General features: G+C 67.5%; 14 protein-coding genes, 3 tRNA genes and 1 pseudogene. 8 read left to right on the top strand and 10 right to left on the bottom strand.

Going from position 1 to position 19,504, the window contains the following annotated elements; all coding sequences use genetic code 11:
• Positions 1-115: 115 nt before the first annotated feature.
• Positions 116-1,525 (bottom strand): ATP-binding protein, encoded by a 1,410-nt coding sequence (locus DL544_RS07010; RefSeq protein WP_005415887.1) that lies wholly within the window; start codon positions 1,523-1,525, stop codon positions 116-118.
• Positions 1,526-1,531: 6 nt separating this feature from the next.
• On the bottom strand, positions 1,532-2,260 hold the full coding sequence (locus DL544_RS07005) for a response regulator (RefSeq protein ID WP_005415886.1): 729 nt from the start codon (positions 2,258-2,260) through the stop codon (positions 1,532-1,534).
• Between the two features lie 204 nt (positions 2,261-2,464).
• On the opposite strand from DL544_RS07005, the gene DL544_RS07000 reads away from it, so the two are divergent.
• Genes DL544_RS07000 through DL544_RS06990 form a run of 3 tightly spaced genes read left to right on the top strand, consistent with a single transcriptional unit; the run spans position 2,465 to position 7,097 of the window.
• On the top strand, positions 2,465-3,706 hold the full coding sequence (locus DL544_RS07000) for an efflux RND transporter periplasmic adaptor subunit (protein ID WP_139726938.1): 1,242 nt from the start codon (positions 2,465-2,467) through the stop codon (positions 3,704-3,706).
• Positions 3,703-5,661, top strand: a complete 1,959-nt coding sequence (locus DL544_RS06995) for a MacB family efflux pump subunit (RefSeq protein WP_053499927.1) — start codon at positions 3,703-3,705, stop codon at positions 5,659-5,661. Before DL544_RS07000 ends, DL544_RS06995 begins: the two co-directional genes overlap by 4 nt.
• Positions 5,658-7,097: an efflux transporter outer membrane subunit gene (locus tag DL544_RS06990; protein WP_069137975.1), complete on the top strand. Its 1,440-nt coding sequence runs from the start codon at positions 5,658-5,660 to the stop codon at positions 7,095-7,097. Before DL544_RS06995 ends, DL544_RS06990 begins: the two co-directional genes overlap by 4 nt.
• A gap of 132 nt (positions 7,098-7,229) precedes the next feature.
• On the opposite strand, the gene rlmB is transcribed toward DL544_RS06990, so the two are convergent.
• The 3 genes from rlmB to rnr all read right to left on the bottom strand — a co-directional run bounded on the left by rlmB (position 7,230) and on the right by rnr (position 11,044).
• Positions 7,230-7,973, bottom strand: coding sequence for a 23S rRNA (guanosine(2251)-2'-O)-methyltransferase RlmB (gene rlmB / locus DL544_RS06985; RefSeq protein WP_139726937.1), 744 nt, complete (start codon positions 7,971-7,973; stop codon positions 7,230-7,232).
• 154 nt (positions 7,974-8,127) lie between these two features.
• Positions 8,128-8,610 (bottom strand): GFA family protein, encoded by a 483-nt coding sequence (locus DL544_RS06980; protein WP_111127049.1) that lies wholly within the window; start codon positions 8,608-8,610, stop codon positions 8,128-8,130.
• Between the two features lie 94 nt (positions 8,611-8,704).
• Positions 8,705-11,044 carry a ribonuclease R gene (rnr, locus tag DL544_RS06975; RefSeq protein WP_134956141.1) on the bottom strand — a complete coding sequence of 780 codons (2,340 nt, stop codon included), beginning with the start codon at positions 11,042-11,044 and terminating at the stop codon, positions 8,705-8,707.
• Between the two features lie 253 nt (positions 11,045-11,297).
• Between rnr and DL544_RS06970 the strand changes: the two genes are divergently transcribed.
• Both DL544_RS06970 and DL544_RS06965 read left to right on the top strand, forming a co-directional pair.
• Positions 11,298-11,382 (top strand) — tRNA-Leu (locus DL544_RS06970).
• A gap of 161 nt (positions 11,383-11,543) precedes the next feature.
• A tRNA-Leu gene (locus DL544_RS06965) sits at positions 11,544-11,628 on the top strand.
• Positions 11,629-11,684: 56 nt separating this feature from the next.
• On the opposite strand, the gene DL544_RS06960 is transcribed toward DL544_RS06965, so the two are convergent.
• A complete protein-coding gene (locus tag DL544_RS06960) occupies positions 11,685-12,431 on the bottom strand; it encodes a sulfite exporter TauE/SafE family protein (RefSeq protein ID WP_053501281.1) in 747 nt (248 codons plus the stop codon).
• 100 nt (positions 12,432-12,531) lie between these two features.
• Here DL544_RS06960 and DL544_RS06955 point away from each other — a divergent pair.
• Positions 12,532-13,430 (top strand): annotated as a pseudogene (locus DL544_RS06955) (LysR family transcriptional regulator).
• A 50-nt stretch (positions 13,431-13,480) separates the two neighbouring features.
• Positions 13,481-13,565 (top strand) — tRNA-Leu (locus tag DL544_RS06950).
• Positions 13,566-13,700: 135 nt separating this feature from the next.
• Here DL544_RS06950 and emrB read toward each other — a convergent pair.
• From emrB to emrR, 4 genes are read right to left on the bottom strand one after another with little or no spacing between them, the layout of a single operon-like run.
• Positions 13,701-15,290 (bottom strand): multidrug efflux MFS transporter permease subunit EmrB, encoded by a 1,590-nt coding sequence (gene emrB, locus DL544_RS06945; protein ID WP_065186080.1) that lies wholly within the window; start codon positions 15,288-15,290, stop codon positions 13,701-13,703.
• A 7-nt stretch (positions 15,291-15,297) separates the two neighbouring features.
• Positions 15,298-16,479, bottom strand: coding sequence for a multidrug efflux MFS transporter periplasmic adaptor subunit EmrA (gene emrA / locus DL544_RS06940; protein ID WP_021204129.1), 1,182 nt, complete (start codon positions 16,477-16,479; stop codon positions 15,298-15,300).
• A gap of 11 nt (positions 16,480-16,490) precedes the next feature.
• Entirely contained in the window at positions 16,491-17,984 is a 1,494-nt protein-coding gene (emrC, locus tag DL544_RS06935) for a multidrug efflux transporter outer membrane subunit EmrC (protein ID WP_139726935.1), read from the bottom strand.
• On the bottom strand, positions 17,981-18,424 hold the full coding sequence (gene emrR, locus DL544_RS06930; protein ID WP_005415875.1) for a multidrug efflux system transcriptional regulator EmrR: 444 nt from the start codon (positions 18,422-18,424) through the stop codon (positions 17,981-17,983). The genes emrC and emrR overlap by 4 nt, the downstream gene beginning before the upstream one ends.
• A gap of 172 nt (positions 18,425-18,596) precedes the next feature.
• Here emrR and DL544_RS06925 point away from each other — a divergent pair, with 172 nt between their 5' ends.
• Positions 18,597-19,478, top strand: a complete 882-nt coding sequence (locus tag DL544_RS06925) for a helix-turn-helix domain-containing protein (RefSeq protein WP_005415874.1) — start codon at positions 18,597-18,599, stop codon at positions 19,476-19,478.
• Positions 19,479-19,504: the final 26 nt, after the last annotated feature.

Below are 19,504 nucleotides of genomic sequence, written 5' to 3'. Positions count from 1 at the left end.
CAGCGTGCAATGGCATGCCGGCAGGAACGGGCTGGCTCATCGTGGGGAGACTGGGGAGATGCGCAGATGATAGGCCAAACCCCGGCCCCGGCGTCACCGTTCGCAGCGCGCCGACTCAGCCGGCGCGGCCGGGCGCCACCACCTGGGCACTGGCAGGCCACTGCACCACCGCCTCCAGGCCACCTTCGGCCCGGTTGCGCAGCCACAACCGGGCGCCGTCCTTCTCGGCCAGGGCGCGCGCGATGGTCAGGCCCAGGCCGGCCCCGCCGGTTTCGCGCGAACGCGAGGTCTCCACCCGCACGAACGGATCGAACACCGCCTCCAGCTGCTCTTCGGCCAGGCCCGGGCCGTCATCGGCCACCACCACGGTAATCGCACCGCCGCTGCGCTCAACCCGCACCCGTGCCCGCTGCGCGTACATCACCGCGTTGTCCACCAGGTTGGAGAACAGCCGGTGCATGGCCAACGGACGCAACATCAGCACCGAACCACTGCCCCCTTCGAAGACCACATCACCGCCGCCTTCGGCGGCGTCCTCGACAATGCTCTCCAGCAGCGAATCCAGGTCCAGTGCGGCGCGCTGCTCGGCACTCTCGGCGCTGCGCGCCAGTTCCAGGCCCTCGCGCACCAGCGCCTGCATCGCCGCCAGGTCGCCGATCAGGCGCTCACGCAGGGCCTCGTCGCTGACATTCTCCAGGCGCAGGCGCAGCCGTGTCAGCGGCGTCTGCAGGTCGTGGGTGATCGCCGCCAGCATCTGCGTGCGTTCGGCCAGGTGCCGCTGCAGGCGGTGCTGCATGGCGTTGAAGGCTTCGGCGGCACGCTGCACTTCGCGCGGCCCGCGCAGTGGCAACGGGTCGCGCTGCAGGTCATCGCCAAGGTCTTCTGCGGCTGCGGCCAGTTCCTGCAGCGGCGCGCTGGCCATGCGCGCGACGATATAGGCCAGCACGGCAATCGCCAGCACCAGCAGGGTCAGGAACCATGGGTCCACGGCGAGGATGCCGTTGTGCGCCACCGCCGGCGAGTCCAGCGCCAGCTTCAGCAGCGTGCCGTCGTTGAGGGTCACGTCCACTGCACGGCATTTCGGCGGGATGAACGCGGGGTCGCGCTCGCGCGGCGGCCGCCGGTGGCCCGGCGGCGGCGGCGGCAGCAGCTCCTGCAGTTTGGGAATGCAGGAGCGGAACGAAGCGAAGTGCACGTGCGCGCGCGACACCGGCCCGGGGCGGTCTTCCAGCACTTCCATCAGCGCCGTGTCGGCACGCCCCAGGCGTGCGCCCGGCTGCAACGCGCGCACGCTCGGCCCGCCGATCGCCAGCAGGCGCTCGCGCAGCTCCGGATTGCCGTCCAGCAGGTTGACGTAGCCCTGCAGGCGGTCGGCGATGCGGTTCAGGTTCTGCCGCTCGAACTCCTGCTGGCGCTTGGAGGTGGCCAGCATGGTCGCGCCGATCGCAGCCACCGCCATGCCCAGCAGCAGGATCACGAACAACCGCCCGACCATCGAGGACAGGAAATGGCGCAGGCGCGTCATCGCGGTTTATTCCAGGTTGACCGACGAGGCCAGCACGTAGCCTTCGTTGCGCACGGTCTTGATCAGTCCATCCGGGCCACCATCGTCGCCCAGCTTGTTGCGCAGGCGGCTGACCTGCAGGTCGATCGCGCGGTCCTGAGCCTCGTAGTTGCGGCCACTGCTGAGCGCGACCAGCTGCTCGCGCGACAGCACCTTGTTGGCGTGGGCGATGAACACCCGCAGCAGGCGGAACTCGGCGCCGGACAGCACCACCACGCGGCCATCCGGATCGACCAGATGGCGATGCTCCAGGTCGAATACCCAGCGCGAGAAACGCGCGCGGCGTACCGCCAGCGGTTCCAGGTTGGCCGGCAGCGCCTCGGTCCGGCGCAGCACGTTGCGGATGCGCGCCAGCAGCTCGCGCGGCTCGAACGGCTTGGCCAGGTAGTCGTCGGCGCCCATCTCCAGGCCCAGCACGCGGTCGATCGGCTCGGCCCGCGCGGTCAGCATGATCACCGGCGTGTTCGAACGTGCACGCAGGTCACGGCACAGGGTCAGACCATCCTCGCGCGGCAGGTTGAGGTCCAGCACGATCAGGTCCACGTGCTCGCGGTCCAGCAGTTGGCGCATGGCGGTGCCATCGGCCGCAGTGCTCACCTGGTAGCCGGCGCGGCCGAGCTGCTCGGCCAGCAGCGTGCGGATGTCGTTGTCGTCGTCGACGATCAGCAGTCGATGCATCGGGTTTTCAGTCTCCATGTCGCGATCATCCCGTGTCGGCAGCTGAACCGCATCCGGGGCAATGCGTACCAGTGTATCCACCCGCGGGCGGGATACCTGTGGTTACGCCTGTTCACCGACAGTGTTACATACAGACATACCCCGAGGATTGAGCCGCCTGTCGCCCGGTCTTCACAATGCCCACCAACGCCGCCCTCGCGGCCTCGAGAGTGAAGCCACGACGTGACGTTCCGCCTGCTGCCAGCGACCCGCCGGAGTCGCCTGATGCTGATCGCCCTGCTCGCCCTGATCGTCGCCGCGACCGCCTGGTGGCTGCTGCGCAAGCCCGCCGCCCCGGCGGTGGCAACCTCGCCGGTCAGCCGCGGTGACATCGAACAAACGGTGGATGCCACCGGCGTGATCGACGCCTACAAGCTGGTCAGCGTCGGCGCGCAGGCCTCGGGCCAGATCAAATCGCTGAAGGTACAGCTGGGCGACACCGTGAAGGAAGGCGACCTGATCGCCGAGGTCGATGCCACCACCCAGCAGAACCAGGTGCTCAACGCGCAGGCCTCGCTGGACCAGGTCACCGCCCAGCGCGCGGTGCAGCAAGCCACCCTGCGCCAGGCCGAACTGGAGTTCGCGCGCCAGCAGCAGATGCTGGCCGCCGAGGCCACCTCGCGCCAGGAATACGATGCCGCCGAAGCGCAGCTGAAGACCGCCCGTGCCCAGCTGCAGTCCTACGAGGCGCAGATCAAGGGCCGCGAAACCGAGCTGGGCACCGCCCGCGCCAACCTGGCCTACACCCGCATCACCGCGCCGATGGACGGCACCGTGGTCGCGGTGGTGGCCGAGGAAGGCCGTACCGTGAACGCCAACCAGACCGCACCGACCATCGTCATGCTGGCGCGGCTGGACGTGGTCACCGTCAATGCCGAGATCTCCGAGGCCGACGTGGTCAAGATCAAGCCCGGCATGCCGGTGTACTTCACCACCCTGGGCGACCCGGACCGCAAGTATCACGCCACGCTGCGCCAGATCAATCCGGCGCCAGCCTCGATCGCCAACGAGAATTCGTCCAGCTCCAGCAGCTCCTCCAGCTCCAGCTCCAGCAGCGCGGTCTACTACAACGCGCTGTTTGATGTGGAAAACCCGGACGGCACGCTGCGCATCGACATGACCGCGCAGGTCTCGGTACTGCTCAAGCAGGCCAAGGGCGTGCTGATGGTGCCGGCGGTGGCACTGGGACCGAAGCGCCGTGGCGATGAGCGGATGGTGCGGGTGCTGGACGAGAAGGGCCAGCCGCAGCCGCGCAAGGTCACCGTCGGCATCAACAACGGCGCCTCGGCCGAGATCCTGTCCGGCTTGAAGGAAGGCGAGCGCGTGGTGGTCGGCGAAGCCGGTGCGGCCGGTGCCAGCGCCGGCGGCGGCAACCGCGGCGGCATGCAGATGCGGGTCGGCGGCCCGGGCATGGGGCGCCGATGAGCACGACGGCGCCGCTGCTGCGGCTGCGCGACCTGCGACGTGAATTCCCGGCCGGCGACGATGTGATCGCCGTGCTGCGCGACGTCCATCTCGACATCCACGCCGGCGAGATGGTCGCCATCGTCGGCCAGTCCGGCTCGGGCAAGTCGACGCTGATGAACATCCTCGGCTGCCTCGACCGTCCCACCCGCGGCAGCTACCAGGTGGCCGGCCGCGAAACCGGAAAGATGGAGCCGGACGAACTGGCCGAACTGCGCCGCGAGCATTTTGGTTTCATCTTCCAGCGCTACCACCTGCTCGGCGACCTCGACGCGCGCGGCAACGTGGAAGTGCCGGCGGTGTATGCCGGCAGTCCCGGCCCGGTGCGCAACGCGCGTGCCGAGCAACTGCTGCAGCGGCTGGGCCTGGGCGACCGCATGCATCACAAGCCAGGCCAGCTTTCCGGTGGCCAGCAGCAGCGCGTGTCGATCGCACGCGCCCTGATGAACGGCGGCGAGGTGATCCTGGCCGACGAACCAACAGGCGCGCTCGATACGAAATCCGGTGAGGAAGTGATGGCGATCCTCGGCGAACTGCATGCCGAAGGCCACACCATCATCATCGTCACCCACGACATGAGCGTGGCCCAGCACGCACAGCGCATCATCGAGATCCGCGATGGCGAGATCATTGCCGACCGCGCCAATCCGGATGCGCCGAGTTACCGTGCCCAGCGCGAAGCCAGTACCGGCGTCGCCCACGGCAATAGCTGGCGGGCGGCCCGCGACCGCTTCACCGAAGCGTTCCGGATGGCGCTGCTGGCGATGAACGCCCATCGCCTGCGCACCTTCCTGACCATGCTCGGCATCATCATCGGCATCGCCTCGGTGGTCTCGGTGGTGGCGCTGGGCAATGGCTCGCAGCAGCAGATCCTGCAGAACATCAGCGCGCTCGGCACCAACACCATCGACGTTTATCCCGGCCGTGGTTTCGGCGACATGCGCTCGGCCCGGGTGCAGACGCTCAAGGCCAGCGATGCCGATGCACTGGCAAAGCAGAGCTATGTGGACAGCGCCACCCCCAGCGTATCGACCTCGGTCACCGCGCGTTATCGCAACCAGTCGTCGACCGCCCAGGTCAGCGGCGTCGGCGAGCAGTTCTTCCGGGTCAAGGGGGTAACCCTGCTCAGCGGCAGCTTCTTTGATGCCGATGCCGTGAGGGGCCTCGGCCAGGTAGCGGTGATCGACGAAAACACCCAGACCCAGTTCTTCCCCGATGTCGACCCGGTCGGCCAGGTGATCCTGCTCGGCAACGTGCCGGCACGCGTGGTCGGCGTAGCCAAGCGCCAGAGTTTCGGTTTCGGTGGCAGCACCAGCCTCAGCGTCTGGGTGCCCTACACCACGGTGATGTCGCGCATGCTCGGCCAGAGCCATGTCTCCAGCATCACCGTGCGCGTGGACGACAACACACCGATGGATGCCGCTCAGGAAGCGATCACCCGCCTGCTGACGATGCGCCACGGCACCGAGGATTTCTTCCTCAGCAACAGCGCGGAGATCCGCGACACCATCGAGCAGACCACGCGCACGATGACCCTGCTGATCGGTGCCATCGCCGCCATCGCGCTGCTGGTCGGCGGCATCGGCGTGATGAACATCATGCTGGTGTCGGTGACCGAGCGCACCCGAGAGATCGGGGTGCGCATGGCCGTCGGTGCACGACAAAGTGATATCCGCCAGCAGTTCCTGATCGAAGCGGTGCTGGTGTGCCTGCTCGGTGGCGTGCTCGGCATCGGCCTGGCCCTGCTGCTGGGCTCGATGATCGGCCGCTTCGCCAGCGACTTCCAGGTGCTGTTCTCCACCGCCTCGATCATTGCCGCCTTCGCCTGCTCGACCCTGATCGGCGTGGCGTTCGGCTTCCTGCCCGCGCGCAATGCCGCGCAGCTTGACCCGGTGGAGGCCCTGGCACGCGAATGAAGATGATGACCCGACTGCCCTTCCCTGCCCCTTCGCGCCGGCTGCTGGCGGGTGCCGTTCTGCTCGCCCTGTCTGGCTGCGCCTCTGTCGGCCGCTATCCGGTGGCCGATCCCGATGTGGCGGCCCAGTATGGGCGTGGCGATGCCACCCTCAACGCACCGGCCGACGACCCGCGCAGCAGCCTGGACACACCGGGCCACGACATCCGTCAGGACACCTGGTGGACCGGCTTCGGCGATGAACGCCTGGACCGCCTGGTGGCGCAGGCGCTGGCCGCCAACAGCGACCTGGCCGCCGCCGGCCTGGCCGTGCAGCGTTCGCGCCTGCAGGCCGGCCTGGCCAGCAACGCGCTGTGGCCGCAGCCTTCGTCATCGGGCGTCAGCGGCAATGCCAGCCGCGCCACCGACCAGGCCGACGACTGGCGCCGCAGCTACTCCACCGGCGTTTCGCTGGGCTGGGAGGTCGATCTGTGGGGACGCCTGCGGACCCAGCGCGACATCGCCCGCTGGGAAGCCGAAGCCAGCGAGGAAGACCGGCAGAATACCGCCCTGCTGGTGATCAGCGACACCATCACCCAGTACTGGAACCTGGCCTACCTGAACCAGTCGATCGCCACCGGCCAGGCCAACCTGGAGCGGCTGGAGCGCACCCGCGAACTGGTGCAGGCCCGCTTCGACGCCGGTGCGGTATCGCGTCTGGAAGTGCGCCAGGCGCTGCAGAACCTGCAATCGCAGCGCGCCTCGCAGAGCGCGCTGGAACAGCAGCGGGTGGAGGTGCGCAACGCACTGACCGTGCTGCTGGACGGCACGCCCTGGCCCCAGCAGGACGAACCTCAGGACCTGCTGGGCGCACGCAGCCCGCGCATTGTCGAGGGGCTGCCGGCCGACCTGCTCGGCCGCCGCCCCGACCTGCGTGCGGCAGAACTCCGCCTGCGCAACAGCCTGAAGACCATCAAGGTCACCGCCACCCAGTACTACCCGGCGCTGAGCCTGACCGGCAGCCTCGGTTCCAGTGCGACCTCGCTGGGCGATGTACTGCGCAATCCGGTGGCCACGCTGGGTGCCGGCCTTTCGCTGCCATTCCTCAACCTGCAGCGCGCGCAGCTGGATACCGATATCGCCGGCACCAGCTATCAGATCGCCGCGACCAATTTCCGCAAGACGCTGTACACCGCGCTCTCGGAAGTGGACAACGCACTGTCCGCGCGCGAGCAGCTGGCGCGCCAGGTCGCTGCCTCGCAGGCTTCGTACGAGGAAGCGGTGGAAGTGGAGCGCGCGCAGGAAGTGCGTTATCGCGTGGGTGCTACCGATCTGCGCACCTGGCTGGAAGCGCAGCAGACCCGGCGCGATGCAGAGTTGTCGCTGGCGCGCGTGCGCCAGGGCCAGCTGAACAACGACGTGACCCTGTTCAAGGCACTGGGTGGCAGCGCGGGCTGAGGCGGCAAGAGCGCCAACCAAGGTTGGCGACTACCGGTAGGTGCCGACCTTGGTCGACACGGCACATGGAAAAGGGGTCGGATCCCTCGCCTGCGGAGAGGGATCTGACCCCGATCACGTCGCGCCGGCGGATCAACCGCGCTGGCGCACGGCCTCGAACAGGCTGACGCCGGCGGCGACGGAGACATTCAGGCTCTCGATCTCGCCCGGCATCGGGATCTTGACCAGGCCATCGCAGTTCTCGCGGGTCAGGCGGCGCAGGCCGTCGGCTTCGCCGCCCAGCACCAGCGCGATGTTGCCCTTCAGGTCCAGCTGGTACAGCGACGCGGTGGCTTCGCCGGCCAAGCCATAAATCCACACGCCCTGCTTCTGCAGGTCCTTCAGGCAGCGCGACAGGTTGGTTACCGCCACCACCGGGATGAGGTCGGCGGCGCCGGCCGAGGTCTTGCGCACGGTCGCGTTGACCGTGGCCGACTTGTCCTTGGGGATGATCACTGCAGTCGCACCGGCCGCAGCGGCCGAGCGCAGGCAGGCGCCCAGGTTGTGCGGGTCCTGCACCTCGTCCAGCACCAGCAGCAGCGCCTTGCCCTCGGCCGCAGTGACCAGGCCTTCCAGCTCGTTCTCGCTGTAGGCGCGGGCGGCGGCATAGCGCGCGGCCACGCCCTGGTGGCGCACCGAGCCGCCCACACCGTCCAGCGCCTGGCTGTTCACCTTGCGCACGTCGATGCCCTTGCGGCGGGCGTTTTCCTCGATCTCGGTCAGGCGCGGGTTCTTCGCTCCGGCCTCGACCAGCACTTCGCGGACGTTCTCGGCGTCGTTCTCGATGGAGGAGGCGACGGCGTTGACGCCGACGATCCACTGGCTGTTCTTGCTCATGCGGGCGGGGACCGGAAAGGGGGGGCTATGGTAGAGCATCGGCGGTCCGGGCGCTGCGGCGGGCCCGCCTGTAGAGCCGAGCCTGCACCCGGCGGCCTTGGGTTCAGGCTGCGGCGACCCGCCAGCCGAGCGTGGGCTCGGCTCTACAGGTGCGTTACCGGCTGCGCGGTGGCCAGTGCGGCGTGTCGTGGTCGGGGTGCTGGTGGGACACGATCGTGGCCAGGAAGTCCAGGGCCGCGATGTCCTCCTCGGTACGCCGTACGGGCAGGCTGGCCAGGCTGTCGACGAAGGGCAGCTTGCGTTCGACCCCGTACTGGATCGTCGGTGGCAGGCGTTCGGGTTCGTCGAACGCGCCAGCAGCCACCGCCACGCCATCGGGCGCTTCGTAGGTCAATGGCGTGCCGCAGTCGGCGCAGAAGCCACGCCGCACCACGTTGGACGACTGGAAATAGCGCGGCTGGCCGCGGGTCCAGCTGAACTGCACACCGCGTACCGACACCAAGGGCGCGTAGAAGGCACCAAAGGCCTTCTGGCACATCCGGCAATGGCAGATCGAGCTGTCGGTCAGCGCACCACGCACGTGGAAGCGGATCGCGCCGCACTGGCAGCCGCCGCTGTATTCGGGTTGGCCTTGCATGCGATGTCTCCTGGTGGTGCCGGCCGCTGGCCGGCAACCCGTCGGTGCCGAGGGTGCCATGGATGCCGGCCAGCGGCCGGCACTACCACGGTCATCAATATTTCTCTTTCTTCCGCTTGGCCGGCTTGCCCCGCTCAGGCAGCGGCGGCAGCCCGTCACCCTCGTCCTCGCCCTTGTGTTCGACCAGCCGGAAGTCGATCTTGCGCTCTTCCATGCTGGCCTTCAGCACCAGGATGCGCACGCGGTCGCCCAGCCGGTAGCTGCCGCCGCGGCGCTCGCCGGTCAGCGTCTTGCGGGTCGCGTCGAACTTGTAATAGTCCTGCGGCAGCTGGGTCACGTGGACCAGACCCTGCACCTTCGACTCGTCCAGTTCCACGAACAGGCCGAAGCTGGTCACGCCGCTGATCACGCCGTCGAACTGGCCGCCCACGTGCTTTTCCATCCACGCCGCGCGGTAACGCTCGTCGACCTCGCGCTCGGCCTCGTCGGCACGGCGCTCACGCTCGGAACACTGCAGTGCCAGCGCGGCCATCTCGCGGGCGTTGTAGGTGAACTTGTCCAGCGGCTTGCCGGACAGCGCGTGCTTGATCGCGCGGTGTACCAGCAGGTCGGGATAGCGACGGATCGGCGAGGTGAAGTGCGCGTAGGCCTCCAGCGCCAGGCCGAAGTGGCCGTGGTTCTCCGGGCTGTAGATCGCCAGGCTCTGGCTGCGCAGCAACACCGACTCCAGCAGCGTCGCATCGGGGCGGTCGCGGATCTTCTTCAGCAGCTTGGTGTAGTCACCCGGGCGCACCTTCGACCACGGCGGCAGGCTCAGCTTGAACTCCTTGAGGAATTCCAGCAGGTCGGCGTACTTGGTTTCCGGCGGCTTCTCGTGGATGCGGTACGGCGCCGGCACGTGGCGCGACAGCAGGTATTTCGCCGCCTCCACGTTGGCCGCGATCATGCATTCCTCGATCAGCTTGTGCGCGTCGTTGCGCACCAGCATGCCGGCCTGGGTGACTTCACCGCGATTGTCCAGCACGAAGCGAACTTCGCTGCTTTCGAATTCGATGGCACCGCGCTTGGCGCGTGCCTTGGACAGCACCTTGTACAGCTGGTGCAGGCGCTGCACCTGCGGCAGCAGGTCGCCCATCCAGGCCTTGGTATCGGCATCGTCCTCGCCGACCGCCTTCCACACCTGGGTGTAGGTCAGGCGCGCGTGCGAATTCATCACCGCCTCGTAGAAGCGCGAATGCGTGACCAGGCCATCGCGGTCGATCTGCATGTCGCAGACGAAGCACATGCGGTCGACTTTCGGCATCAGCGAGCAGATACCGTTGGACAGCGTCTCCGGCAGCATCGGCACCACGAAGCCCGGGAAGTACACCGAGGTGGCGCGCTTCTGCGCTTCCTCATCCAGCGGCGTACCGGGGCGCACGTAGTTGGAGACATCGGCAATGGCCACCACCAGGCGGAAGCCATCGGCATTTGGCTCGCAGTACACCGCGTCGTCGAAGTCCTTGGCATCCTCACCGTCGATGGTGACCAGTGGCGTGCTGCGCAGGTCGACACGGTCGCCGATCATCGCCGGCTCAACCACCAGCGGCACCGATGCGGCTTCGTCCAGCACCTCCTGCGGGAACTCGAACGGCAGCTCGTGACCGTGGATGGCGGTCTCCACCACCAGCGACGCGGTCAGCTTGTCGCCCAGCACGGCGATGATGCGGCCGATCGGCGGGCGGCGGCTGTCCGGGGCCTGGGTCAGTTCGCAGACCACCAGCTGGCCGTCGCGCGCGCCACCGGTCTGGTCCGGCGGCACCTGCACGTTGCGCTGCACGCGCTTGTCATCGGGCACCACGTAGTTGATGCCCATCTCGATGCTGAAGCGGCCGATCAGGCGGGTCATGCCGCGTTCGAGCACGCGCGCAATGCTGCCCTCGCGACGGCCCCGGTGATCGATGCCGGTCACGCGGGCGAGCACCTTGTCGCCGTGCATCACCTTGCGCATTTCATACGGCGGCAGGAACAGGTCGTCGCCGCCCTCGACCGGACGCAGGAAACCGAACCCTTCCGGGTTGGCAATCACCACGCCGGTGACCAGGTTCAACGTCTGGATCGGGGCGAAACCGCCGCGGCGGTTCTGCACCAGCTGGCCATCACGGACCATGGCACCGAGCCGGCGAGACAGCGCCTCGGCCCGATCCGGTGCGGTCAGGCCCAGGCGTGCACCAAGTTCCTCGGCGGTCTGCGGCCCTTCGCAACGCTCCAGCAGGGCCAGGATGGCCTCGCGGCTGGCGATGGGCTGTTCGTATTTCTCGGCTTCGCGGGCGGCGTAGGGATCGTCGATCACCTTGCCGGTCGGCGGCAGCTTGCGGCCCGGGGCCGGGCCGGGCGCTGCCGCATCAGCGGTGCGGACCTTGCGGCCGCGCGGCGGCGTACCGCCTTCATTCAATTCGGGGAACCAGCCTGGCAGCGGCTTGCCCGGCTTGGGGTGCGGGCTGCGCCCGCCTTCGGGTCCTTCTTCGGGGCTTGGCTGCGGGACTTGCTCCCGCCCTTGCTTGGTTTTTTGGTAGTCATCGCCCTACATGGTAGCCGTTGATGGCGTGCAGAACGGGTCAGCGCCCGCCCTGGAGGCGTTGGATGAAATAATTTCAGGAAGTCGTTGACAGCTCCCGGATTCATCTTCACAATTGCGCCTCTGGAACGCCCAGGTGGCGGAATTGGTAGACGCACTAGTTTCAGGTACTAGCGGGTAAAACCGTGGAGGTTCGAGTCCTCTCCTGGGCACCAACGAAAAAACTCCTCGCTTCGGCGGGGATTTTTTTTGCCTGCGATCCGGCGCTCTGGCCCTGGGGTCAGAGCCCCTTTCGCAAGCGAAACGGGATCCGACCCCGGCGCTGCAAAAGGTGTTGACACCCCCATAACGACACCCCATAATCTCGCTCCTCGACGCCCAGGTGGCGGAATTGGTAGACGCACTAGTTTCAGGTACTAGCGGGTAAAACCGTGGAGGTTCGAGTCCTCTCCTGGGCACCACGTCGAGAATGAGAAAGACCCGCGAAAGCGGGTTTTTTCATGCCCGGAATTTGGCATCAGAACAATGGCCGCAGCACCAGCTCCAGGCCGAGCAGCAGCAGGAAGCCAAGGAAGCACGCCCGAAACACCCGTGCGCTGATGCGCTGCCGGATCACCTGCCCCAGCCACATGCCCAGCAGTGCCGGCACCACCGCCAGTGCACTCAAGCCCAGCTGCTGGATGCCGAACGCACCGTGCAGCACCAGGCCCGTGGTCAGTGCAATCGTCGATACGGTGAACGCCAGCCCGAGCGCCTGCACCAGTTCTTCGCGCTGCAACCCCAGTGATTGCAGGTACGGCACCGCCGGCATCACGAACACGCCGGTGGCGCCGGTCACTACGCCGGACAGCGCGCCCACCAGCGGCCCCAGCCAGCGCTCGCGCCGCTGCGGCACGCGGAACACCGGCGCAAGCAACGCATAGGCGGCATAGACCATCAGGGCCACGCCCAGCGCAACGCGCGACCCGCTGCGATCGACCCGTACCAGCAGCGCTGCCGAACCCAGCGTCACCACCACCACGGCCAGCATCATCGGCCACAGGCGCCGCACGATGGGGCCCAGCGCTGGCCCGGACAACAGCTGCCACACATTGGTGACGAAGGTCGGAATGAACAGCATCGACGCTGCCGCCACCGGCGACAGCGTACTGCCCAGCACCCCCATCGCCACCGTCGGCAACCCCATGCCGGTCACCCCCTTGACCACGCCGGCCAATACGAACACCAGCACCAGCAGCACGTAGAAGTACATCGATTCATCCATGCCTTCATTGGATCGGGCGGAGCAACGGCGCACAATGCGGTCTTTCCGGCCCTGCCTTCGGCTGATCCGAAGGCGGTGGCCCTGCGATGAGGGCACCCACATGCGGATGGACATCGCCGACCTGCGCCTGTTCCTGGCAATCGCCGAGGCCGGGAGCATCACTGCCGGCGCAACGCAGGCGAACCTGGCCCTGGGTTCGGCCAGCGAGCGCCTGCGCACGATCGAAGCCGATGCCGGCACCCTGCTGTTGAACCGGCATCCACGTGGCGTCAGCCTGACTGAAGCCGGCGCCGCCCTCGCCCACCATGCACGCCTGATCCTGCAACAGCAGGCGCAGCTGCGCGGCGAACTGCAGGCATTCGCGCAGGGGCGCGCGGCACCCTGCATCTGTATGCCAACACCGCAGCACTGACCAACTCCCTGCCCTCGCGGCTCGCACCGTGGTTGGCCGAACGACCCCGCCTGCACGTCGAACTGCTGGAACGCACCAGCCCCGAAGTCGTGCGTGCAATCAGCGCTGGCCAGGCCGAGGCCGGCATCATCAGTGATGCGGTCGACGCCACCGGCCTGCAGCAGCATGTGGTGGCCGAAGATCCGCTGGTGATGCTGCTGCCGGCCGACCACCGCTTCGCCACACGGCGCACGCTGGCCTTCGCCGATATTGCCGGCGAGACCTTCGTTGCCCTGGCCGATGGCAATGCACTGCAGACCTACATCGAAGACCAGGCGCGCGACATCGGTCGCCGACTGGACGTGCGCATCCGCATGAAGACCTTCGAGGGCGTCTGCATCATGGTCGGCCACGGCATCGGTGTCGGTATCGTGCCGAGTACCATTGCGCGCCAGCATCGGCGCAGCACGCATACCGTTGCGGTGCCGCTTGCAGATGCGTGGGCACAGCGCCGCCTGTGCGCCTGTTTCGCCGAGTGGGCGCAGCTGTCGCCGGCGATGCGCAGCCTGCTGCACCACCTGGGCGTGCAAGCGCAGAAAATAGTGTGAAATGTTGTTGACACACTCTCTGCCGTGCCGCACAATTCATCTCCTGAGTCGCCCAGGTGGCGGAATTGGTAGACGCACTAGTTTCAGGTACTAGCGGGTAAAACCGTGGAGGTTCGAGTCCTCTCCTGGGCACCACGACTCAAGATGATCAAACCCGCGAAAGCGGGTTTTTTCGTTTCCGGAGGCTGGGTGGCACGCGATGACGTGGATCCACCAGACAGAAACCCCGCCTTGCGGCGGGGTTTTGTGCGTTTCAACGCCAATGGTCGATCAATGCCCACCGCCCGCGGACGCCGCACCTGCGCCTGCGCCGAACGGCGGCTTGGCCAGCCAAAGGAAGGTGATGATCGCCAGGAAGATCCAGCCCAGCAGGAAGAAGATGTCGTTGAAACCCATCTGCGATGCCTGGTGGTTGATCATGTTGTTCAGTACCGCCGCGCCATGTTGCAGGTCGCCCTGCCCCATCGCAGTGACCTGCTCCTGCATGCCCGGCTGATAGGCCGAGATGTGCTCGGTCAGATCGGCATGGTGCACCTGGGTACGCCGCGCCCACAGCCACGTCGTCAGCGAGGCCGCGAAGCTGCCGCCCAGCGTGCGCAGGAACGTCGCCAGGCCGGAGCCCGCCGCGATCTCGCGCCCATCCAGGTCCGACAGCAGGATCTGCAGCACCGGCATGAAGAACAGCGCCACGCCAATGCCCATGATCAGCTGCACGCCGGCCACGTGCATATAGTCCACCTGCAGATTGAAGTTCGAGCGCAGGAAGCTGGTCATCGACAGCACGATGAACGCCACGGTGGCCAGCATGCGCATATCGAAGCGCGACGCATACTTGCCCACGAACGGCGTCATGATCACCGGCAGGATGCCGATCGGTGCGGTCGCCAGGCCTGCCCAGATCGCGGTATAGCCCATGTCACGCTGCAGCCACTGCGGAATCAGCAACGCCACGCTGAAGAACGCCGCATAGGCCACCACCATCGCCAGCGTGCCGGCACGGAAGTTGCGGTGCCGGAACAGCTTCAGGTCGACGATCGGATCCTTGTCGGTCAGTTCCCAGATCAGGAACACCGTCAGCGTCACCACCGCCACGCAGGCCAGCACCACGATCTTCATCGACGAGAACCAGTCCTCGTCGTTGCCCAGGTCGAGCACCAGCTGCAGCGCGCCGACACCGATCACCAGCGTGATCAGGCCGACGTAGTCCATCTTCGGCTTCTCGATCTGCTCCGGGCGTCCCTTCAACTGGTTGCCCACCACCAGCGCGGCGAAGATGCCCAGTGGCACGTTGATCAGGAAGATCCATTCCCAGCTGTAGTTGTCGGTGATCCAGCCACCGAGGATCGGGCCGCAGATCGGCGCCACCACCGTGATCATCGCCAGCAGCGCCAATGCCTGTCCGCGTTTCTCGCGCGGGTAGATCGAGACCAGCAGCGACTGTGTGATCGGGTACATCGGACCGGCCACGAAACCCTGCAGCGCACGCGACACCACCAGCATGCCCATGCTCTGCGCAAGGCCGCACAACAGCGAGGTGATGACGAAGGCCAGCGTGGCCCAGACGAACAGTTTGCGTTCGCCGAAACGGCGGCTGAGCCAGCCGGTCAGCGGCAGCGCGATGGCCGTGCTGACCGCGAACGAGGTGATGACCCAGGTCGCCTGCTGCGAACTGGCACCGAGGTTGCCGGCGATGGTCGGCAGCGAGACGTTGGCGATGGTGGTGTCGAGCACCTGCATGAACGACGCCATCGCCAGGCCGACGGTGCACAGGGCGACGCTGGGCGGCAGGAACCCGGAGGCTGCAGCCGGCGCCGCCGGTGCGCCCGGAGCGCCGGGCGCGGCTGGAGCTTGTGCGGACATGGCGACCTCAGCCCACCTTCGCCTGTTGCTGCGGCAGGTTGCCCTGGATGATCGTGTGGATCACCTCGTCGGCATCATGCAGCTGCTTGGCATACACGTCGGTGTCGAACACCGTGCCCTTGGCCGGGGTGCTCGGCAGCACTTCGCCCTTCTGGTCGCGCAGGCTCACTTCGGCCTTCATCGACAGGCCGATGCGCAGCGGGTGCTCGGCCAGCTGCTTGGCATCGATGGCGATGCGCACCGGTACGCGCTGCACGATCTTGATCCAGTTGCCGCTGGCGTTCTGCGCCGGCAGCAGCGAGAACGCCGAGCCGGTGCCCAGGCCCAGGCTCTGGATGCGCCCCTTGTACTTCACGTCGCCGGCGTACAGGTCCGACTTCAGCTCCACTTCCTGGCCCAGGCGCATGTGGCGCAGCTGGGTTTCCTTGAAGTTGGCCTCGACCCACATCTGCTCGGTCGGCACCACGGCCATCAGCGCATTGCCCGGCTGCACGCGCTGGCCGACCTGCACCGAACGACGGGCGACGTAGCCGGAGACCGGCGCAACGATGCCGGCGCGGGCATTGTTGAGGAAGGCCTGGCGCAGCTGCGCAGCGGCGGCCTGCACATCCGGCTGGGTGGCGATCACGGTGTCGTCGACCAGCGCGCGGTTGCGCTCGACGGTCTCGCGTGAACCGGCCACGGCGGCTTCGGCCGCGGCCAGCTCGTCGCGGGCGTGGGCCAGTTCTTCGTTGGAGATGGCGCCGGTGGCGGCCAGGTCCTTGCGGCGGGCGTAGTCTTCGCGCACGCGCTTCAGGGTCACCTGGCGGGCGTTCAGGTCCGCCTGCGCGCCTTCCACGCTGCGGTACAGGCCGCGGGTCTGGCGCACGGTCTTGGCCAGGTTGGCTTCGGCCTGCTGCAGCGCCACTGCGGTGTCGGACGGGTCCAGCTGCACCAGCAGCTGGCCGCGCTCCACGCGCATGCCGTCATCGGCATTGATGGCGACCACGGTGCCGGCCACCAGCGGGGTGATCTGCACCTGGTTGCCCTGCACGTAGGCATCGTCGGTCTCTTCGAACCAACGGCCGAACATGAAGTACCACAGCGCCAAAGCGGCAAGCAGCAGCACGACGATCACGAACAGGCCGCGCAGCAGGTTGCCGCGGCGGTTGGGGGCGGCCGGGGCCGCGGTGTCTTGGGTCTGGCTCATGTCGGAGATCTTCAGGAATGCGAGGAATCGGAATGGGAGGCGATCGGTGCGCGGTCGGCGTCAGTGGGCTGGAAACCACCGCCCAGCGCCTTGCTCAGGCGCACCGAGGACTGCACCTGCTGCGACTGCAGGCCGGCCAGCTGCTGCTGCGACTGCAGCAGGGTGGACTGCGCGGTCAGCACGTCCAGGTAGCTGCCGATGCCGGCACAGTAGCGCTGCTGGGCCAGGTCGAAGGCAGCGCGTGCGGTGTCCACCGCCTGCTGCTGCGACTGCGCCTGCTGTGCCAGCGAGCGCACCGCGTTGACCTGGTCGGCCACATCACGCAGCGCATCGAGCACGGTCTGGTTGTAGTTGGCCACCGCCAGGTCGTACTGCGCATCGGTATTGGCCAGGTTGGCGCGCAGCTTGCCGCCCTCGAAGATCGGCAGGCTCAGCGCAGGGCCGATATAGGCGAAGGTGGAACTGCTCTTCAGCAGGTCGCCCACATTCGGGGCGACCACGCCGGCCAGCGCGGTCAGGTTGAAGCTCGGGTAGAACTTGGTCTTGGCAACCTTGATCTGCTTGTCGGCCGCTTCAACGCGCCAGCGTGCGGCCACGATGTCGGGGCGGCGGCCAAGCAGTTCGCTGGGCAGCACGCCCGGCAGCTGCAATGCCACCGGATTCAGCGGCTGCGGGCGCTGGATCGACAGGCCACGGTCCGGGCCCTTGCCGACCAGCGCGGCCAGTGCGGTGCGGGCCGCGTCGATGCGCTGCTGGGCGGCCTGCACCTGCTGCTGCGCGGCCGGCACGCGGGCCTCGGCCTGGCGCACCTGCAGATCACTGTCGATGCCGGCGCGGCGGCGCTGGCGGGTCAGTTCAAGTGACTTCTGCGAACGGCTCAGCTCTTCCTCGGCTACGTCGTTGAGCTGCCACGCGTAGGCCAGGTCGGCATAGGCCTGGGTGATGCCAGTGGACAGGTTCAGGCGCGCGGCCTGCGCTTCAACGGTGGCGGCGTGGGCGCCGTCCACGGCGGCTTCCCAGGCGGCGCGCTTGCCGCCCCACAGGTCCACGCCATAACTGAAGTCGAAGGCGACCTGGCTGCTGCCGCCGTAACGGCCACCCATCTCGCTGCCGACCATCGATTCGGGCAGGCGCAGGCCGGTGTAGCCACCGGACACCGACAGGCTCGGCAGTTCGTCGGCACGTGCGGTGCCGACCTGGGCCTGGGCCTGGCGCAGGCGGGCATCGGCGGCGTCAAGGCTCGGGTGGCCGGCCAGGCCCTCGGCGACCAGCGCGTCCAGCTGCGCATCACCCAGTGCCTTCCACCAGTCCTGCGCCGGGAAGCCGGTGGCGCTCAGGTCGGTGTCGGCCAAGGTGCGTTCGCTGTGCAGGCTGTCCACGTCAAGCACGTGGCCCTGCGGGTTGAGGCCACGACTGCTGGCGCAGGCGGCCAAGGCCAGGGCCAGCGCTGACACCAGCAGCGCGCGCCCGGACCGGCGGAGAGTGGAATGCGGGATCGGGTTCATGGGGTCGTCAGTGAATCGCGGATTCGGGTAAGGAGGGACAGCAGCAGCGTGCGCTCGTCGGCGGAAAGATCACGCAGGGCGTAATCCATCACCGCGTCGCCACGCAGCTTCAAGCGCGCCCACAGCGCGCGGCCTTCGTCGGTCAGCACGATCTGCAATGCCCGCCGGTCCTGCGCATGCGGTTCGCGGCGGACGCAGCCCAGCGCTTCGAGCTTGTCCAGCAGCCGGGTCACCGCGCTGGGCACCTGATCGATGGCCTGGGCCAGTTCGTTGGCGGTGCACGGCGCCATGTTCGAAAGCACCTTCAACCCGATGTAGTGGGTGAAGCCGATGCCCAGATCTTCTTCAGCCATGGACGCGTCGAGTTGGCGGACCAGGCCGTCGCGCACCTGGCGCAGCAGCAGGCCGAAGCTGGGGGGAGTGGTTGCAGGACAGATCATGGGGGAGCATTCTCTTCCAAAAAAAATATTTCTCAATGGAAATATTTGATCTGGCATCGAATGCTGTGTTGCAGCAGTGGGCTGGATCAGTGAAGGCGCCTACCTTAATGACCTGGCCAGGTGGCCCGGTAGTACAATCTAGCCAATGGATGACACATTTCAGCCAGCAGACATGATGAACAAGGCAGAAATCCCCGCTCCCAGACGCCTGCTCAGGGACGAGGCACTGGACTGGTTCGAGCGCAACGACGGTCCCCCGGTGGTCGGTTTTCGTTTCGACAGCCCGCAAGGGCTGGTCCGTGAAGTGGATTGGCATCATCACCAGCGCGCGCAGCTGATCTGCGTCGAGCGCGGCCTGCTGACCACCCGTACCTCGCACGGCACCTGGTCGCTGGCGCCGGGCTCGGCCGGCTGGATGCCACCGCTGGAGCCGCACACGGTCACCCTCGACGGCCCCCTGCGTGGCTGGGGCATGGCGCTGGCGGCTCCGGTCTGCGCCACCCTGCCCTCCGATCCCTGCGTGCTGGGCCTGTCCAAGCTGGCGCAGGCGCTCGCCGACCGCATCTGTGACTGGCCACCGGGCTACGACACCACCTCCGAACGCCAGCACATCATCGAGGTGCTGGTGGACGAGATCCGCACAGCGCCACGCCAGCGCATGCACCTGCCGATGCCGCATGACCGGCGCCTGCTGAAGATCGCCTCGCAGCTGCTGGCCGACCCGTCCGACGAACGCAGCCTGGCCGAATGGGCGCACTGGGCCGGCCTGTCACCGCGCAGCCTGACCCGCCACTTCCGCGACGAGACCACGCTCAGCTTCGCCCAGTGGCGGCAGCAGGCCCGGCTCTCCGAAGCCCTGCGCCAGTTGACCGATGGCCGCAGCGTCGCCGACATCGCCCACGCACTGGGCTTCAGCAGCGCCAGCGCCTTCGTCACCGTGTTCCGCCGCCACTTCGGGCTGCCACCGGGGCGCTACCTGGCGCGGGCCGGCCACGGCCTGGAAACCGGGCTGGACCCTGCGCGCGGCTTGGCATCCCCCGCCGCATCCGGATAATCACAGGATTGCGAGCGGCGACCGCC

The organism is Stenotrophomonas sp. pho (assembly GCF_006228405.1).
Classification (GTDB): Bacteria; Pseudomonadota; Gammaproteobacteria; order Xanthomonadales; family Xanthomonadaceae; genus Stenotrophomonas; species Stenotrophomonas sepilia.
Note: the sequence above shows the minus strand (reverse complement) of the source record. Positions and strands in the feature narration are given on the sequence as shown.

Excerpts from the sequence above, each read along its gene's own strand:
- DL544_RS07010 (WP_005415887.1), bottom strand. The coding sequence starts at position 1,525 with ATGACGCGCCTGCGCCATTTCCTGTCCTCGATGGTCGGGCGGTTGTTC.
- emrC (WP_139726935.1), bottom strand. The coding sequence starts at position 17,984 with ATGAACCCGATCCCGCATTCCACTCTCCGCCGGTCCGGGCGCGCGCTG.
- emrR (WP_005415875.1), bottom strand. The coding sequence starts at position 18,424 with ATGATCTGTCCTGCAACCACTCCCCCCAGCTTCGGCCTGCTGCTGCGC.
- DL544_RS06925 (WP_005415874.1), top strand. The coding sequence starts at position 18,597 with ATGATGAACAAGGCAGAAATCCCCGCTCCCAGACGCCTGCTCAGGGAC.
- emrA (WP_021204129.1), bottom strand. The coding sequence starts at position 16,479 with ATGAGCCAGACCCAAGACACCGCGGCCCCGGCCGCCCCCAACCGCCGC.
- emrB (WP_065186080.1), bottom strand. The coding sequence starts at position 15,290 with ATGTCCGCACAAGCTCCAGCCGCGCCCGGCGCTCCGGGCGCACCGGCG.
- DL544_RS06980 (WP_111127049.1), bottom strand. The coding sequence starts at position 8,610 with ATGCAAGGCCAACCCGAATACAGCGGCGGCTGCCAGTGCGGCGCGATC.
- DL544_RS06995 (WP_053499927.1), top strand. The coding sequence starts at position 3,703 with ATGAGCACGACGGCGCCGCTGCTGCGGCTGCGCGACCTGCGACGTGAA.
- DL544_RS06960 (WP_053501281.1), bottom strand. The coding sequence starts at position 12,431 with ATGGATGAATCGATGTACTTCTACGTGCTGCTGGTGCTGGTGTTCGTA.
- DL544_RS07005 (WP_005415886.1), bottom strand. The coding sequence starts at position 2,260 with ATGGAGACTGAAAACCCGATGCATCGACTGCTGATCGTCGACGACGAC.
- rlmB (WP_139726937.1), bottom strand. The coding sequence starts at position 7,973 with ATGAGCAAGAACAGCCAGTGGATCGTCGGCGTCAACGCCGTCGCCTCC.
- DL544_RS06990 (WP_069137975.1), top strand. The coding sequence starts at position 5,658 with ATGAAGATGATGACCCGACTGCCCTTCCCTGCCCCTTCGCGCCGGCTG.